A 15,690-nucleotide genomic window follows, 5' to 3' on the forward strand; every position below is an offset into this window, starting at 1 on the left:
GCCGACTACCCCAGGCCGCAGGCCAACTACGCAGCGTAGGAGATGCCGTCTACCATCGACGTGTGCTCTCCCGTGCGTACTTCTCCGTGGTCGACCGCCTCCCGGTCCCCTCCGTTCGCGTCCAGCGAATCATCGCGTTCGTCGTGATCCTGACGCAGGGCGGTATCTCGGTGACGGGCGCCGTGGTCCGGGTGACGGGCTCCGGGCTCGGGTGCCCCACGTGGCCGCAGTGTTTCCCCGGCAGCTTCACGCCCGTCGGCGTGTCCGAGGTGCCCGTCCTGCACCAGGCGGTCGAGTTCGGCAACCGCATGCTCACCTTCGCCGTGGTCCTCACCGCGGCTGCCATCGTCCTGGCGGTGACACGGGCACGGCGCCGCCGCGAGGTGGTCGTCTACGCGTGGCTCATGCCTGCGGGCACGGTGCTGCAGGCCGGCGTCGGCGGCATCACGGTGCTCACCGGGCTGCTGTGGTGGACCGTGGCGGTGCACCTCGTGATCTCGATGCTGATGGTCTGGCTCGCGACGTTGCTGTTCCACAAGATCGGTGAGAAGGACGAGGGCGTATCGGTACCCGCCGTGCCCGCGCCGCTGCGGTGGTTGACCGTGCTGTCTGCGGCCCTTCTCGCCGGAGTTCTGGTGGCGGGCACCATGGTCACCGGCGCGGGACCGCATGCCGGTGACGCGGACGTGGCTCGGCTCGAGGTGGAGATCGTCACGCTGGTGCACCTGCACGCCGAACTTCTGGTGGGGTACCTGGCGCTGCTGGTGGGGCTCACGTTCGCCGTCTACGCCGTCAGTCCGTCCGGAGCCTCCGCCATCAAGAAGCGTCTGCAGGTGGTCATCGCGATCGTCGTCGCCCAGGCGTGCGTCGGCATCGTCCAGTACTTCACCGACGTCCCTGCGGCCCTCGTGGCCGTCCACGTCGCCGGTGCTGCCGCGGCCACGGCCGCCACGGCCGCTCTCTGGGTGTCTCTGCGGGAGCGGGAGACCGTGCCGGCAGCCGAGGACACCGACGTGACCTCGCCGCGGCTGGCCCGCGCGGACTGATCGGACGCGGTCAGAGACCGTTGCGCGCCTTCGGGAAATGCGACTGACGCGCCACCCATCCCGCCATCTGCGCGAAGTGACCCTTGCGCGGGGTGACGATGCTCGTCAGCTCGCGGTCCCAGTCACCGAGGGTCACGGAGTCGAGCGAGTCCACCACCGCGTGCGCGATGCGGAGATTGCCGGCGACCCGGTCCCCCAGGATCCCGTCGGCACCGACCAGGGTCATGCGGACACCGGCGCGGCCGAGCGGCTGCAACACCACCGTCGCGGACCCGCCGTGCGCTGCGACGAACGACTCGATCGAGGACACCAGGTTCGACGGCGGGGCCGCCGTCTCGGTGCTCTGCCCGGAGTCACCCTTGGGTGCGTTCTCGATGCTCTCGGTGCTCATGATCGTGAGAATACCCGGTCCGTCCCACGCGTCCCTACTGGCCGGTAACTCAGCGGTGGGTCCGTCCCGCCCCCGCTGTCGCGGGCGCGGTGGCAGACTTTTCCCATGCGCGCTGTACTCGTGACCAGAACCGGCGGACCCGACGTCCTCGACGTGACCGACGTCCCCGATCCGGTACCCGGCCCGGCCGATCTCCTGGTCCGGGTCCAGGCCTCCGGGATCAACTACATCGACACGTACTTCCGCAGCGGGTCCTACCCGCGGGAGCTGCCGTACGTCCCGGGCGACGAGGGCACCGGCGTCGTCGAGCAGGTGGGCTCGGAGGTGTCCGGGTTCTCGGTCGGCGACCGCGTCGCATGGGCCGCAGCGCCCGGGAGCTACGCCGAACTCGTGCGGGTCCCGGCCGCCGCTGCCATCGCGGTGCCGGCGGGTGTGGATCCCCCTCAGGCGGCATCCGTGCTGCTCCAGGGCATGACGGCGCACTATCTGATCGAGTCGACGTACCCCGTGCGATCCGGCGACGTGGTGCTGGTGCATGCCGGCGCGGGCGGAGTCGGGCTGATTCTCACGCAGCTCGTCACGGCGAAGGGCGCGACGGTGATCACCACCGTGTCCACCGACGAGAAGGAGGCGTTGTCGCGCGAAGCAGGCGCGACTCACGTTCTCCGCTACGACGACGACATCCCGTCACGCGTGCGCGACATCACCGACGGTGTCGGCGTCGCGGCGGTGTACGACGGCGTCGGTGCCTCGACGTTCGACGCGAGCCTCGAGAGCGTGCGCATCCGCGGGACAGTGGCCCTCTTCGGTGCCGCGAGCGGGCCGGTACCGCCGGTGGACCCGCAACGCCTCAACAAGGCCGGCTCGGTGTTCCTGACCCGCCCCACCCTCGCGCATCACATCCGCGACCGGGCAGAGCTGGAATGGCGCGGCGGAGACGTGGTGCGCGCGCTGGCGGACGGAACCCTGACGGTCCGAGTCGAGCATCGCTATCCGCTCGAGCAGGCCCGGCAGGCGCACATCGACCTGGAGAGCCGGCGGACGGCGGGATCGATCGTGCTGGAACCCTGACGCGGAGCGGGTGTCAGGAGAAGAAGTCGGAGACCGTGGACATCCCGAGCACGGAGTCGACGGCGAGACCGATGAAGACGACCGCGAGGTAGTTGTTCGACTGCAGGAACAGGCGCAGCGGCTTCACGGCCTCGCCGCGTCGCACGCCCGAGTAGAGCTGGTGCGCCATGAGGAGGAACCAGGCACCCGCCGTCAGGGCGACCGCGGCGTAGACGACACCGGCCGCCGGGATCAACGCAGCCGTGGCCGCAACCGTGGCCCAGGTGTAGAGGACGATTTGCCGGGAGACGACCTGTTCGGTGGCGACGACGGGCAGCATGGGCACACCCGCCGCCTTGTAGTCGTCCTTGTAGCGCATGGCCAGGGCCCATGTGTGGGGCGGAGTCCAGAAGAAGATGACGAGGAACAGGACGATCGCCTGCCACCCGACGGTCCCGGTCACGGCGGACCATCCGACGAGTGCGGGCATGCATCCCGCGGCACCGCCCCAGACCACGTTCTGCGAGGTCCGGCGCTTGAGCACCATCGTGTAGACGAGGACGTAGAACAGAATCGTCGCGACGACCAGGATCCCACTGAGGAGGTTCGCCGCCCACCAGAGCCAGAGGAAGGATCCGACTCCGAGGAGCGCGCCGAAGACGAAGGCGTGCGACGTCGGCACGGCCTCGCGGGCCAGGGGCCGCCGCGCGGTGCGCTTCATGACCTTGTCGATGTCCGCGTCGACGACGCAGTTCAGCGTGTTGGCGCTGGCGGCACCCATCCACCCGCCGAACAGCGTGGCGAACAGCAGCGGGAGGTTCACCGTGCCGCGGTCCGCGAGGAGCATCGTGGGGATGGTCGCGACCAGGAGGAGCTCGATCACGCGCGGTTTCGTCAGCGCGATGTAGGCGGCGGGTTTGGCCGTCAGCCGGCCGAGTCTCGACGTGGGAGCGGTCGACACGTCCCGGGTCGGACTGTCGGTGAACCCGTGTCCGCTCGGGCTCTGCCGCATACCCACTCGAATCTCCCTCTCGCACCGTCCGCTCCACCACCCGGCCCAGTTACCGAGCGGAATGGTGCTACTACAAGCGATGGTAGACGCCGCCTGTGTCATCACCCCAATCGGCGGGTAGTCGGATGGTTCGGGCGTCGTGTGACGGATCGGCGGCGGACCACCCGTCGCGGAACCAGCGAGGCGTCCCGGACGGAACTAGGCTCGACCGTGAACCGGGTATCCCCGACCGACCCGCCGGGGAACTAGGCTCATCACGCGCGGAGCGGCGACGAGTGCGCCGCGTCCGTGCACTACTGGCCACCCCCACCCCGACAGTGTCAGGAGATCTCCACCCGTGTCGATCACAGACGACATCACCGTTCTCACCAGCGCTCACCATCCGAGCGACTGGACCGATCTGGACACACGGGCGGTGGACACTGTGCGTGTTCTCGCTGCCGACGCGGTGCAGAAGGTCGGCAACGGCCACCCCGGAACCGCCATGAGCCTCGCTCCCCTGGCGTACTCGCTCTTCCAGCGCACGATGCGCCACGATCCCACGGACACCACGTGGATCGGCCGCGATCGCTTCGTGCTCTCGTGCGGCCACTCGAGCCTCACGCTGTACATCCAGCTCTACCTGGGCGGCTTCGGCCTCGAGCTCGCCGATCTCGAGGCGCTGCGCACGTTCAAGTCGAAGACTCCCGGCCACCCGGAGTTCCGCCACACCAAGGGCGTCGAGATCACCACCGGCCCGCTCGGTCAGGGCCTGGCCTCGGCCGTCGGCATGGCCATGGCGTCGCGCCGTGAGCGTGGACTCTTCGATCCCGAGCCCGCATGGGGCGACAGCCCGTTCGATCACTACGTCTACGTCATCGCGTCCGACGGCGACATCGAGGAGGGCATCACCTCCGAGGCGTCCTCACTCGCCGGCACGCAGCAGCTCGGCAACCTGATCCTGTTCTACGACGACAACAAGATCTCCATCGAGCACTCCACCGACATCGCGCTGTCCGAGGACACCGCCAAGCGCTACGAGGCGTACGGCTGGCACGTGCAGGTCGTGGAGGGCGGCGAGAACGTCACCGCCATCGAGGAGGCGGTCGAGGCGGCCAAGGCCGTCACCGACAAGCCCTCGATCATCGTGCTGCGCACCATCATCGGCTTCCCGGCCCCCACGATGATGAACACCGGTGCCGTCCACGGTGCCGCTCTGGGTGACGACGAGGTCGCCGCCGTGAAGAAGGCGCTCGGCTTCGATCCCGAGAAGACGTTCGAGGTCACCGACGAGGTCATCGAGCACACCCGCGGCCTGCAGGCGCGTGGCCGCGCGGCGCACGAGGCGTGGAGCAAGGACTTCGACGCGTGGAGCGAGCGCGAGCCCGACCGTCGCCGCCTGCTGGACCGTCTGACCGAGGGCACGCTGCCCGACGGATGGACCGACGTCCTCCCCACCTGGGAGCCGGGCGGCAAGGCCATCGCGACGCGCGCCGCGTCCGGTGAGGTCCTCAGTGCCGTCGGCCCGGTCCTGCCGGAGCTGTGGGGCGGCTCCGCCGACCTCGCCGGCAGCAACAACACCACAATGAAGGGCGCCAAGTCCTTCGGCCCGACGTCGATCTCCACCGACGACTGGGACGCCGAGCCCTACGGCCGCACGCTGCACTTCGGTATCCGCGAGCACGCGATGGGCGCGATCCTGTCCGGCATCGTCATGCACGGACCGACTCGTGCGTACGGCGGCACCTTCATGCAGTTCAGTGACTACATGCGTCCCGCGGTGCGCCTCGCGTCCCTCATGGACATCGATCCCATCTACGTCTGGACCCACGACTCCGTCGGTCTCGGCGAGGACGGCCCGACGCACCAGCCGGTCGAGCACCTCGCGGCGCTGCGCGCGATCCCGAACCTCTCGGTCGTGCGCCCCGGCGATGCGAACGAGACCGCCCACGCCTGGCGCGCGGTGCTCGCGCGCTCCTCGAGCAGCGGCCCCGTCGGCCTCGCGCTCACCCGTCAGGGCATCCCGATTCTCGACGGCACCAGCTACGAGGGTGTCTCCAAGGGCGGGTACGTCCTGGTCGAGTCGTCCAAGGCCGCACCCGACGTGATCATCGTCGCGACCGGTTCCGAGGTGCAGTACGCCGTGGAGGCACAGAAGCTTCTCGAGGCTCAGGACATCGCGGCGCGCGTCGTCTCGATGCCGTGTGTCGAGTGGTTCGAGAGCCAGGACCAGAACTACCGCGACCAGGTCCTTCCGCCCACCGTGAAGGCCCGTGTCTCCATCGAAGCCGGCATCGCGATGCCCTGGTACAAGATCGTCGGCGGCTTCGGCGAGATCATCTCGCTCGAGCACTTCGGCGAGTCCGCGGACGCGGCGACGCTCTTCCGCGAGTACGGCTTCACGGCCGAGGCCGTCGTGGCCGCAGCTCAGCGCTCCATCACCAACGTGAAGGGATGACAGCATGACTCAGAACCAGAATCTCGCAGACCTGTCCGCCGCCGGAGTCTCGGTCTGGCTGGACGACCTCTCCCGTGACCGGATCTCCTCGGGCAACCTGAAGGACCTGATCGACTCCAAGTCGGTCGTCGGCGTCACCACGAACCCGTCGATCTTCCAGGCCGCCCTGTCGAAGGGCACCTCGTACGACGAGCAGGTGAACGAGCTCGCCGCTCGCGGTGCCGACGTCGATTCCGTCATCCGCACGGTCACCACCGACGACGTCCGCAATGCGTGCGACGTGCTCGCACCGGTGTACGAGGCGACCAACGGAGTCGACGGACGGGTGTCCATCGAGGTCGATCCCCGCCTGGCCCATGACACCGACAAGACGGTCGCGCAGGCGATCGAGCTGTGGAAGATCGTCGACCGGCCCAACGTCCTGATCAAGATCCCCGCCACCGAGGCCGGCATCCCCGCCATCGCCAAGGTCATCGGCGAGGGCATCAGCGTCAACGTCACGCTCATCTTCTCGGTCGAGCGCTACGAGGCCGTCATGAACGCCTACCTCGAGGGACTCGAGTCGGCGAAGGCCGCGGGCCATGACCTGTCGTCGATCCACTCGGTCGCGTCGTTCTTCGTCTCGCGCGTCGACACCGAGATCGACAAGCGTCTCGACGCCATCGGAACACCGGAGGCGACCGACCTGAAGGGTAAGGCCGCACTGGCCAACGCACGCCTCGCGTACGTCGCCTACCAGCAGGTGTTCGAGATCGGGTCGCGTTTCCAGGGCATGCTGACCGACAACGCCCGGCCGCAGCGCCCGCTCTGGGCCTCCACCGGAGTGAAAGACCCGACCCTGCCCGACACGCTGTACGTGTCCGAGCTGGTCGCCCCGAACACCGTCAACACCATGCCCGAGAAGACGATGGACGCCTTCGCCGACCACGGCGAGGTCACCGGCGACACCATCACGGGCAAGGGTCAGGAGTCGCAGGCCGTCTTCGACGCCATCAGTGCACTGGGTATCGACCTGACCGACGTCTTCCTCGTGCTCGAGAACGAGGGCGTCCAGAAGTTCGAGGCGTCGTGGGGCGAACTGCTCGACGCCACCTCCGAGCAACTCTCCGCCGCGTCGAAGAGCTGAACCGTGGCGACGGAGTCAGCCACACCCTGGGTGAATCCGCTCCGTGACAGCAGAGACAAGCGTCTCCCGAGGATCGCCGGGCCCTGCAGCCTGGTGATCTTCGGTGTCACCGGCGACCTGGCGCGCAAGAAGTTGATGCCGGCGGTGTACGACCTCGCGAACCGTGGGCTTCTGCCGCCCGGATTCGCGCTGGTCGGGTTCGCCCGGCGTGAATGGTCGGACCAGGACTTCGGCACCATCGTCCACGACGCGGTCCGGGAGCACTCCCGGACGCCGTTCCGTGAGGACGTGTGGGAACGGTTGTCGGAAGGTATCCGCTTCGTACAGGGGTCGTTCGACGACGCCGCGGCGTTCGATCAGCTCACGAGAACGCTTGCGGAACTCGACGTCGAGCGCGGAACCGGTGGGAACCACGCGTTCTACCTGTCCATCCCGCCGGGCGCGTTCCCCACGGTGCTCGAGCAGTTGTCGGCGTCCGGTCTCGCCACCGGGCCAGAGTCCGAGGACGAGGCGCCGCGGCACTGGCGTCGAGTGGTGATCGAGAAGCCCTTCGGCCACGATCTCGCGAGCGCGAAGGAGCTCAACGCGATCGTCAACCGGGTGTTCCCGGAGGATCGCGTCTTCCGCATCGACCACTACCTCGGCAAGGAGACGGTCCAGAACATCCTGGCGCTGCGCTTCGCCAACCAGCTGTTCGACCCGATCTGGAACGCCCACTACGTGGACCACGTGCAGATCACGATGGCCGAGGACATCGGCCTGGGGGGTCGAGCCGGGTACTACGACGGCATCGGCGCTGCGCGCGACGTGATCCAGAACCACCTGCTGCAGTTGCTCGCCATCACCGCGATGGAGGAGCCGGTCAGCTTCAGCCCCAGTGAGCTGCAGAGCGAGAAGATCAAGGTCCTCTCGTCGACGCGTCTGGCGGAGCCGTTCGCGCAGACCGCTGCCCGGGGGCAGTACACCTCGGGGTGGCAGGGCAGTCAGAAGGTGAAGGGGCTCAAGGAGGAGGAGGGGTTCGACGCGGAGTCGAACACCGAGACCTACGCGGCCATCACCCTCGAGGTGGACACTCGGCGGTGGGGCGGCGTGCCGTTCTACCTCCGCACGGGAAAGTCGCTCGGGCGGCGCGTGACCGAGATCGCGATGATCTTCAAACGCGCACCGCACCTGCCGTTCGACGCCACGATGACCGAGGAACTGGGCCAGAACGCACTCGTCATCCGCGTGCAGCCCGACGAGGGCGTCACGCTGCGCTTCGGATCGAAGGTGCCGGGGTCCAGCATGCAGGTGCGGGACGTCAGCATGGACTTCAGTTACGGCCAGGCCTTCACCGAGTCGTCGCCCGAGGCGTACGAGCGGCTCATCCTCGACGTGCTGCTCGGTGAGCCGTCGCTCTTCCCGGTCAATGCCGAAGTCGAGCTGTCGTGGAAGATCCTCGACCCCATCCTCGAGTACTGGGCGTCCGGAGGCGCGGCCGATCCGTACGAGGCCGGCACGTGGGGCCCCGACTCGGCCAACGAGATGATGCAGCGCACCGGACGCGAATGGAGAAGGCCGTGATCGTCGATCTGCCCGCCACCACCACCGGTGCCGTCTCGAAGAAGCTGGTGGAGCTCCGCGAATCGGGCGGCGCCGTCACGCTTGGTCGGGTGCTCACCCTGGTGGTCGTCATCCGTGATCCCGCGAAGTTCGAAGCCGCGATCGAGGCGGCCAACGAGGCCAGCCGGGAGCACCCGTGTCGTGTGATCGTGTTGGCCCGCGGTGATCGCGACGACGACGACGTTCTGGACGCGCAGATCCGCGTCGGCGGCGACGCGGGCGCGTCCGAGGTGGTCTTCCTGCGACTACGGGGCGAGCTGTCGGAACACGAGCAGAGCGTCGTTCTCCCCTTCCTGCTGCCGGACACCCCCGTGGTGGCCTGGTGGCCGAGCGGAGCACCGGCGGTCCCGAAGGAGGACCCGGTGGGCCGACTCGCCATCCGCCGGATCACCGACGCGACCAACTCACCCGACCCGCGCGCTGCCATCTCGTCGCGACTCGAGTCGTACGCCGAGGGGGATTCCGACCTCGCCTGGTCGCGCATCACCTATTGGCGTGCGCTGCTCACCACGGCACTCGACCAGCAGGCCGAGCCGGTGCGATCGGTGACCGTGTCGGGTCTGCGCGAGGAGCCCGCACTGGACATCCTCGCCGGGTGGTTCGCTGCCCGCCTCGACGTCCCCGTGGTGCGCAAGGTCGGCGACCTGCGTGTGGAGATGGTGCTGGCCGACAGCACCGTGTCCATCAGCAGGCCGCAGACCGGCACCACGGCCACCCTCATCCGCACCGGACAACCGGACACGCTGGTCTCACTCGCCCGGCGGGAGACCCGCGACTGCCTCGCGGAGGAGCTGCGTCGACTCGACCGTGACGAGATCTACGAAGAGGCCCTCGCCGGCCTGACGAAGGTGACCTATGAGTGAGACACGACCGGAGATCCACCGTTCCGACGACACGGCGGCTCTCGCCCGCGCCGCGGCCGAGCGATTCGTCTCGGTGGTCGTCGATGCCCAGCGAGCACGCGGTACCGCATCCGTCGTGCTGACCGGTGGCGGCACCGGCGTCGCGACCCTGGCCGCTGTCCGCGACCTCGGCGGCGACATCGACTGGTCCGCCGTCGACGTCTTCTTCGGTGACGAACGCTTCCTCCCCGAGGGCGACCCGGAACGCAACTACGTGCAGGCCAGGGACGCCCTGCTCGATCACGTCGGCGTCGATCCCGACCGCGTGCACGTCATGGCCCCGTCCGACTCGCCGCTGGGCGACGACGTCGAGGCCGCGGCGGTGACCTACCTGCAGTCGGTGGCAGCCTTCGCACCGGAGGACGGACCCGCCTTCGACATCCACCTGCTCGGCATGGGCCCGGATTCTCACGTCAACTCCCTCTTCGCCCACGGTGACGCGGTGCAGGAGAAGTCACGCTGGGTCGTGGCCGTGACCGACTCCCCCAAGCCGCCTCCCGTGCGCATCACGCTGACGCTCCCGGCGGTGAACAGGTCTCGGCACGTGTGGTTCCTCGTCTCGGGCGAGGGCAAGGCCGATGCCGTCGCCGCCTGTGTCGGGGGCGCGGACCCGGTTGAGCATCCGGCCGCCGGGGCACACGGCCTCGAGTCGACCGTGTGGTTCCTGGACGCGGGGTCGGCGTCCCGCCTCTGAGCGACGCGGGGTCGGCGTCCCGCCTCTGAGCGACGGTCAGGCCGGCGGCCGTCCGGGCTGATCGTCCTTCGGTCGGACGGGTGTCGAGGCCGCTGGTCGACGCCGGGGCACTCCCCTGCGCCACGCGGATCCGGTTGCGGTGCAACGGTGTTCGTTCTGCGGAGTCATGACGGAGATCCTCCCGGCGTCGAATGGGTCTGTTCTGTTCGACGCCGGGAGGGTCCTCGCGGTTCCCTCTATCCGCTGTTGCGCAACGCGGTCGCGAGCCCGTTCATGGTCAGCAGGATGCCGCGCTTGACCTGCTCGCGATCGTCTCCCGCCCGCAGCTGTGCGAGTAGTTCCACCTGCAGGTGGTTCAGCGGCTCGAGGTACGGGAAGCGGTTGAACACCGAACGCGCCAGCGCCGGGTTGTCGTCGAGCAGCCCGTCGTGCCCGGTGATCTTCAGGTACATCGACACGGTCTTGGCATGCTCTGTCGAGATCATGTCGAACACGGTCTTGCGGAGCTGCTCGTCCGGCACCAGTTCGGAGTACCGGGCGGCGAGCCCCAGATCCGACTTGGCCATGACCTGCGCCATGTTGGACAGCACCGTCCGGAAGAACGGCCACCGCCGGTACAGATCGGTCAACGTGGCCAGCTTGTCCGCGTCGCCGCCGACCCAGTCCTCGAACGCGGTACCCACTCCGTACCAGCCGGGCAACATCACCCGCGACTGACTCCACGACATCACCCACGGGATCGCCCGCAGGTCGTACACCGAGTTGGTGGGCTTCCGCGACGCCGGCCGGCTGCCGATGTTGAGCTCCCCGATCTCGGCGACCGGTGTGGACATCCGGAAGTACTCGACGAAGCCCGGCGTCTCGTGGACCAGCGCCCCGTACGCGGCCTGGGCGCGTGCCGCCAGATCGTCGAGCAACGCGTAGGCCGGCTCGGCGTCGTCCCCGAGCCCCTCGACGTCGAGCAACGTGCTCTCGATGGTCGCCGCCAACAGCGTCTCGAGGTTGCGGCGCGCCAGGCGGGGTTCCGCGTACTTCGCCGCGATCACCTCGCCCTGCTCGGTGATCCGCAGCGAGCCGGTGACCGCACCGGTGGGCTGAGCGAGGATGGCGTCGTAGCTCGGGCCACCGCCGCGGCCCACGGTGCCACCGCGGCCGTGGAACAGTCGTAGCCGGATCCCGGCGGCGCGTGCAGCCTCGACGAGGTCGAGTTCGGCACGGTAGAGCGCCCAGTTCGCGGCCAGGTACCCGCCGTCCTTGTTGGAGTCGGAGTACCCCAGCATCACTTCCTGGTTGTCCCCGCGGGACGTCACCAGCGCACGGTAGACGGGGATGGACAACGTCGCGGTGAGGGTCGCCGCGCCCTGCTGAAGATCGTCGATCGTCTCGAACAGCGGCACCACACCGACGGGCGAGGACGGACCCGTCTCGGCGTCGCCGGGATCGAGGATGCCCGCCTCCTTGAGCAGCACCGCGGCCTCGAGCATGTCGCTGACCGAGGTGCACATACTGATGATGTAGTTCGGCACCGCGCCGCCGCCGAACGTGCGCACGGCGTCCGCGGCGGACTCGACGATCGCCAGTTCCTTGGCCGTCTGCTCGCTGAACTCCGCGCGGGGCCCGATGAGGGGTCGCCGCGTCTCGAGCTCGGCGGCGAGGATCTCGACGCGCTCGTCCTCGGACAGTGACGCGTAGTCCGCGTGGACGCCCGCCCAGGCCAGCAACTCCGCCACGACCTGCTCGTGGATCTCGGAGTTCTGCCGCATGTCGAGCCCGGACAGGTGGAACCCGAAGGTCTCGAGCGCCTGCCGGAGCGTCGCGAGTCGGTCGTCGGCGATGACGCCGTTGGCCGTGCGCCGCAACGAGCGGTCCAACAGGTCCAGATCGTCGAGCATCTCCTGCGGGGCGCCGTACGGCTCGAGTTTCGGCGAGTCGAGGGTGTTGTCCGGAACCACGTCCAGCATGCGGCGTGCCGTCGCCGACAGTCGCCCGCGGATACCGCGCACAGCTCGCCGGAAGGGCTCGTCCGCACGGAACGCCGACTCGTCCTTCGATGCATCGGCCAGGGCCTGCAGGTCCGCGTCCACGTCGATCAACCGAGCCGACATGGACAGCTCGTGCTCGAGACCGACGAGATCCGCGAGATACCGGGTGAACGCGACCTGCGCGGCACGGTTGGTCGCGCGGTGCACGATCTCCCCGGTGACGAAGGGGTTGCCGTCCCGGTCGCCGCCGATCCACGATCCGGGTCGCAGCATCGGCTGCGTCAGCAGGTCGGCATCCGGCCAACGGCTGCGTAGCGCTGCCCGCAGCTCGGTGTTGATGCGTGGGATCACGTCGAAGAGCGACATGTCGTAGTAGCGCAGACCCACCTCGATCTCGTCCTGGATCCGCAAGCGGGACAGCCGGATCAGCGCCGTCTGCCACAGTGCGAGGATCTGCCGCTCGATCTTCGCGTCGGTCTCCGCGATCTCCGTGTCGTCCAGTTCCGTGCGCTCACGGAAGCGCATCAGATCGGTGATGCGGCTCTGGATCTCCGACACGGTGCGGCGACGCGTCTCGGTGGGATGCGCGGTGATGACGGGCGACACCAGGGCGTCGCGGAGCAGGTCCTCCACCGTGGCGGCGTCGAGGCGCGCCGCATCGAGCTTGCTGTAGGTGGAGGCGAGACTGCTGTCCTGGGGCGGCTCCCCGGCACGCACGTGCACGGCGCGGCGGCGCTCGCGGTGAATGTCCTCCGCCAGGTTGGCGAGAAGCGAGAAGTGACTGAACGCCCGGATCACCGGGATGGCACGCGTGATGTCGATACCGTCGAAGAGCCGGGCGAGTTCGCCGCGATCGATCTCCGACCGCCGCACGCGGAACGACTCCACTCGGGCCTGCTCGACGAGGTCGAAGATCTCCTCGCCCTCGTGGTCCCGGACGACGGAACCGAGTATTCCACCGAGGAGCCGAATGTCCTCTCGCAGAGGTTCGGTGGCGGGCAGACCTGGATCCACGACTGTCATGAGGACAGTATCGTCGGCGCACCCCCGGACCGCAGCGCGGGGCTCACGGCAGGGATCACGTCACCCGATCAGGCGAACTTGATCTCCAGGCCGATGCCCAGGATGCAGATGAGCCACACGACACCGGTGAAGACGGTGACACGGTCGAGGTTCTTCTCGACGACGCTGGACCCGGACAGAGACGACTGCACGCCACCACCGAACAGGCTCGACAGGCCGCCGCCCTTGCCGCGGTGCAGCAGGACGAAGACGAGCAGGCCGATGCTGGTGACCACCAGCAGGATGTCCAGGAACGTGCGCATGATGGCCAATGTTACAGGCCGCGCGCCGCCGAACGACGAAGGGCACGTCGCGTGTGCGACGTGCCCTTCGATCGGTCATGCGCGGTGGGTCAGGGAAGCGGTCCCCCGGCGGCGATGGCACACAGGGTGGCGAACTCGTCCGCCTTCAGCGACGCTCCGCCCACCAGTGCACCGTCGACGTCGGTCTGGCCGACGATCTCGCCCACGTTCTTCGAGCTGACCGATCCGCCGTACAGCACACGGACCGCTGCCGCGGTGTCGACGTCGGCGAGCGACGCCAGCTCCTGACGGATGGCTCCGCAGACTTCCTGCGCGTCCGCGGCACTGGCCACGCGGCCGGTACCGATGGCCCACACCGGCTCGTAGGCGACGACGATCTTCCCGATCTCCTCGGCACTCAGACCCGCGAGGGACCCGCGGAGCTGCTCGACGTTGAACGCCACGTGCTCGCCGGCCTCCCGCACCTCGAGACCTTCACCGATGCAGACGATCGGCACGAGTCCGTGCTTCAGCGCGGCCTTGGTCTTGGCGAGCACCGTCTCGTCGGTCTCGCCGTGTCCGGCGCGACGCTCGGAGTGACCGACCACGACGTACGTGCATCCCAGCTTGGCCAGGAACGCGCCGCTGATGTCGCCTGTGTACGCGCCGGAGTCCTGCGGCGACAGGTCCTGCGCACCGAAGGTGAGCAGCAGCTTGTCGCCCTCGATCAGCGTCTGGACGCTGCGGATGTCCGTGAACGGCGGGATGACCGCGACGTCGACCTTCTCGAAATACTTTGCGGGCAGTGAGAACGCGATCTTCTGCACCAGCGCGATGGCCTCGAGGTGGTTCAGATTCATCTTCCAGTTACCGGCGATGAACGGGGTCCTGGCCTTACGGTCGAGCGAAGCTCGTGGAGAAGTCATGGTTCAGCCCTCCAGTACCGACAGGCCGGGGAGCTGCTTGCCCTCGAGGTACTCGAGGGAGGCACCGCCACCGGTGGAGATGTGCGAGAAACCGGCGTCCGGGAGACCCAGCGTGCGCACGGCCGCGGCGGAGTCGCCACCGCCCACGACACTGAACGCGCCCTTCGTGGTCGCCGCGATGATCGCCCGAGCGATACCTTCGGTGCCCTTCGAGAATTTCTCGAACTCGAAGACTCCGGCGGGACCGTTCCAGAAGATGGTCTTGGCGTTGCTCAGCACCGCCTCGAACCGGTCCACCGAGTCGGGCCCCACGTCCAGACCCATCCAGCCGTCGGGGATCTCCGACGCCTTCACCGTCTTCGACTCCGCGTCGGCGGAGAAGCTGTCGGCGACGACGACGTCCGTCGGAAGGTGGATGACGTCACCGAAACGCTCGAGCAGGTCCTTGCACGTCTCGATGCGATCTTCCTGCAGCAGCGACGTGCCCACGGAATACCCTTGCGCCGCAAGGAAGGTGAAAGCCATGCCGCCGCCGATGACCAGCGTGTCGACCTTCGGCGCCAGCGCCTCGATGACACCGATCTTGTCGGACACCTTGGAGCCGCCGAGCACCACGGCGTAGGGACGCTCGGGGGTCTCGGTCAGCTTCGTCAGGACGTCGACCTCGGTCGCGACCAGCGTGCCCGCGTAGTGCGGGAGCAGCGTCGCGACGTCGTAGACCGACGCCTGCTTGCGATGCACGACACCGAAACCGTCGGACACGAACGCGGCGTCGTCGCCGGCCAGCGTGGCCAGTTCCTTCGCCAGCGCCAGCCGCTCGGCGTCGTCCTTGCTGGTCTCGCGCGGATCGAAGCGGATGTTCTCGAGCAGGAGAACGTCTCCGTCGGTCAGACCCTCGGCGCGAGCCTCGGCGTCCTGACCGACGACGTCACCGGCGAGCTGGACGTGGCGTCCCAGCAGTTCGCCGAGCTTCGCCGCGACCGGAGCCAACGAGAACGCGGCGTCCGGCTTGCCCTCCGGCCGGCCGAGGTGCGCGGTCACGATGAGCTTGGCACCCGCCTCGAGCAGCGTCTTCAGCGTCGGAAGCGACGCCTCGATACGGCCGGCGTCCGTGATCTGCCCGTCGTCGAGCGGAACGTTGAAATCGGCACGGACGAGGACGCCGCGTCCGTCGACGCCCTCGTCGATGAGATCCTGCAGTGTCTTGACGGCCATCGG

The 15,690-nt window shown here is 68.5% G+C and carries 13 protein-coding genes; 7 read left to right on the forward strand and 6 right to left on the reverse strand.

What is annotated here, in order from left to right:
- Positions 1-62 precede the first annotated feature (62 nt).
- Complete coding sequence (locus QRN16_RS05075) at positions 63-1,046, forward strand: COX15/CtaA family protein (protein ID WP_222631066.1); 984 nt, start codon at positions 63-65, stop codon at positions 1,044-1,046.
- 10 nt (positions 1,047-1,056) lie between these two features.
- Here the strand turns inward: QRN16_RS05075 and QRN16_RS05080 are convergent, their stop codons facing one another.
- Positions 1,057-1,437, reverse strand: coding sequence for a hypothetical protein (locus tag QRN16_RS05080; protein ID WP_285184969.1), 381 nt, complete (start codon positions 1,435-1,437; stop codon positions 1,057-1,059).
- Positions 1,438-1,542: 105 nt separating this feature from the next.
- On the opposite strand from QRN16_RS05080, the gene QRN16_RS05085 reads away from it, so the two are divergent.
- A complete protein-coding gene (locus tag QRN16_RS05085) occupies positions 1,543-2,508 on the forward strand; it encodes a quinone oxidoreductase family protein (RefSeq protein ID WP_285184971.1) in 966 nt (321 codons plus the stop codon).
- Positions 2,509-2,521: 13 nt separating this feature from the next.
- On the opposite strand, the gene QRN16_RS05090 is transcribed toward QRN16_RS05085, so the two are convergent.
- The gene (locus QRN16_RS05090; RefSeq protein ID WP_502943990.1) at positions 2,522-3,499 is read right to left on the reverse strand and encodes a heme o synthase; all 978 of its coding nucleotides are present in this window, start codon (positions 3,497-3,499) and stop codon (positions 2,522-2,524) included.
- A gap of 337 nt (positions 3,500-3,836) precedes the next feature.
- On the opposite strand from QRN16_RS05090, the gene tkt reads away from it, so the two are divergent.
- Genes tkt through pgl form a run of 5 tightly spaced genes read left to right on the forward strand, consistent with a single transcriptional unit; the run spans position 3,837 to position 10,260 of the window.
- A complete protein-coding gene (gene tkt / locus QRN16_RS05095) occupies positions 3,837-5,936 on the forward strand; it encodes a transketolase (protein ID WP_027505287.1) in 2,100 nt (699 codons plus the stop codon).
- A gap of 4 nt (positions 5,937-5,940) precedes the next feature.
- On the forward strand, positions 5,941-7,062 hold the full coding sequence (gene tal, locus QRN16_RS05100) for a transaldolase (RefSeq protein ID WP_027505286.1): 1,122 nt from the start codon (positions 5,941-5,943) through the stop codon (positions 7,060-7,062).
- 3 nt (positions 7,063-7,065) lie between these two features.
- Positions 7,066-8,625: a glucose-6-phosphate dehydrogenase gene (gene zwf / locus QRN16_RS05105; RefSeq protein WP_285184975.1), complete on the forward strand. Its 1,560-nt coding sequence runs from the start codon at positions 7,066-7,068 to the stop codon at positions 8,623-8,625.
- Entirely contained in the window at positions 8,622-9,527 is a 906-nt protein-coding gene (opcA, locus tag QRN16_RS05110; RefSeq protein WP_027505284.1) for a glucose-6-phosphate dehydrogenase assembly protein OpcA, read from the forward strand. Before zwf ends, opcA begins: the two co-directional genes overlap by 4 nt.
- Positions 9,520-10,260 (forward strand): 6-phosphogluconolactonase, encoded by a 741-nt coding sequence (gene pgl, locus QRN16_RS05115; RefSeq protein WP_027505283.1) that lies wholly within the window; start codon positions 9,520-9,522, stop codon positions 10,258-10,260. Before opcA ends, pgl begins: the two co-directional genes overlap by 8 nt.
- A 236-nt stretch (positions 10,261-10,496) precedes the next feature.
- Here pgl and ppc read toward each other — a convergent pair whose 3' ends face one another.
- The 4 genes from ppc to QRN16_RS05135 form a co-directional block, all read right to left on the reverse strand.
- Positions 10,497-13,265, reverse strand: a complete 2,769-nt coding sequence (gene ppc, locus QRN16_RS05120; protein WP_285184977.1) for a phosphoenolpyruvate carboxylase — start codon at positions 13,263-13,265, stop codon at positions 10,497-10,499.
- Positions 13,266-13,333: 68 nt separating this feature from the next.
- Positions 13,334-13,567, reverse strand: a complete 234-nt coding sequence (gene secG / locus QRN16_RS05125; RefSeq protein ID WP_027505281.1) for a preprotein translocase subunit SecG — start codon at positions 13,565-13,567, stop codon at positions 13,334-13,336.
- An 89-nt stretch (positions 13,568-13,656) separates the two neighbouring features.
- Positions 13,657-14,472, reverse strand: coding sequence for a triose-phosphate isomerase (tpiA, locus tag QRN16_RS05130; RefSeq protein ID WP_285184980.1), 816 nt, complete (start codon positions 14,470-14,472; stop codon positions 13,657-13,659).
- 3 nt (positions 14,473-14,475) lie between these two features.
- Positions 14,476-15,687 carry a phosphoglycerate kinase gene (locus QRN16_RS05135; protein WP_222637594.1) on the reverse strand — a complete coding sequence of 404 codons (1,212 nt, stop codon included), beginning with the start codon at positions 15,685-15,687 and terminating at the stop codon, positions 14,476-14,478.
- Between the last annotated feature and the right edge of the window lie 3 nt (positions 15,688-15,690).

It is taken from the genome of Rhodococcus sp. MEB041 (genome assembly GCF_030208955.1).
Taxonomy (GTDB): Bacteria; Actinomycetota; Actinomycetes; order Mycobacteriales; family Mycobacteriaceae; genus Rhodococcoides.

Bases quoted from the DNA above. Each gene is read 5' to 3' on its own strand.
- QRN16_RS05080 (WP_285184969.1), bottom strand. From the start codon at position 1,437: ATGAGCACCGAGAGCATCGAGAACGCACCCAAGGGTGACTCCGGGCAG.
- QRN16_RS05085 (WP_285184971.1), top strand. From the start codon at position 1,543: ATGCGCGCTGTACTCGTGACCAGAACCGGCGGACCCGACGTCCTCGAC.
- QRN16_RS05090 (WP_502943990.1), bottom strand. From the start codon at position 3,499: ATGCGGCAGAGCCCGAGCGGACACGGGTTCACCGACAGTCCGACCCGG.
- tal (WP_027505286.1), top strand. From the start codon at position 5,941: ATGACTCAGAACCAGAATCTCGCAGACCTGTCCGCCGCCGGAGTCTCG.
- pgl (WP_027505283.1), top strand. From the start codon at position 9,520: ATGAGTGAGACACGACCGGAGATCCACCGTTCCGACGACACGGCGGCT.
- ppc (WP_285184977.1), bottom strand. From the start codon at position 13,265: ATGACAGTCGTGGATCCAGGTCTGCCCGCCACCGAACCTCTGCGAGAG.
- secG (WP_027505281.1), bottom strand. From the start codon at position 13,567: ATGCGCACGTTCCTGGACATCCTGCTGGTGGTCACCAGCATCGGCCTG.
- tpiA (WP_285184980.1), bottom strand. From the start codon at position 14,472: ATGACTTCTCCACGAGCTTCGCTCGACCGTAAGGCCAGGACCCCGTTC.
- QRN16_RS05135 (WP_222637594.1), bottom strand. From the start codon at position 15,687: ATGGCCGTCAAGACACTGCAGGATCTCATCGACGAGGGCGTCGACGGA.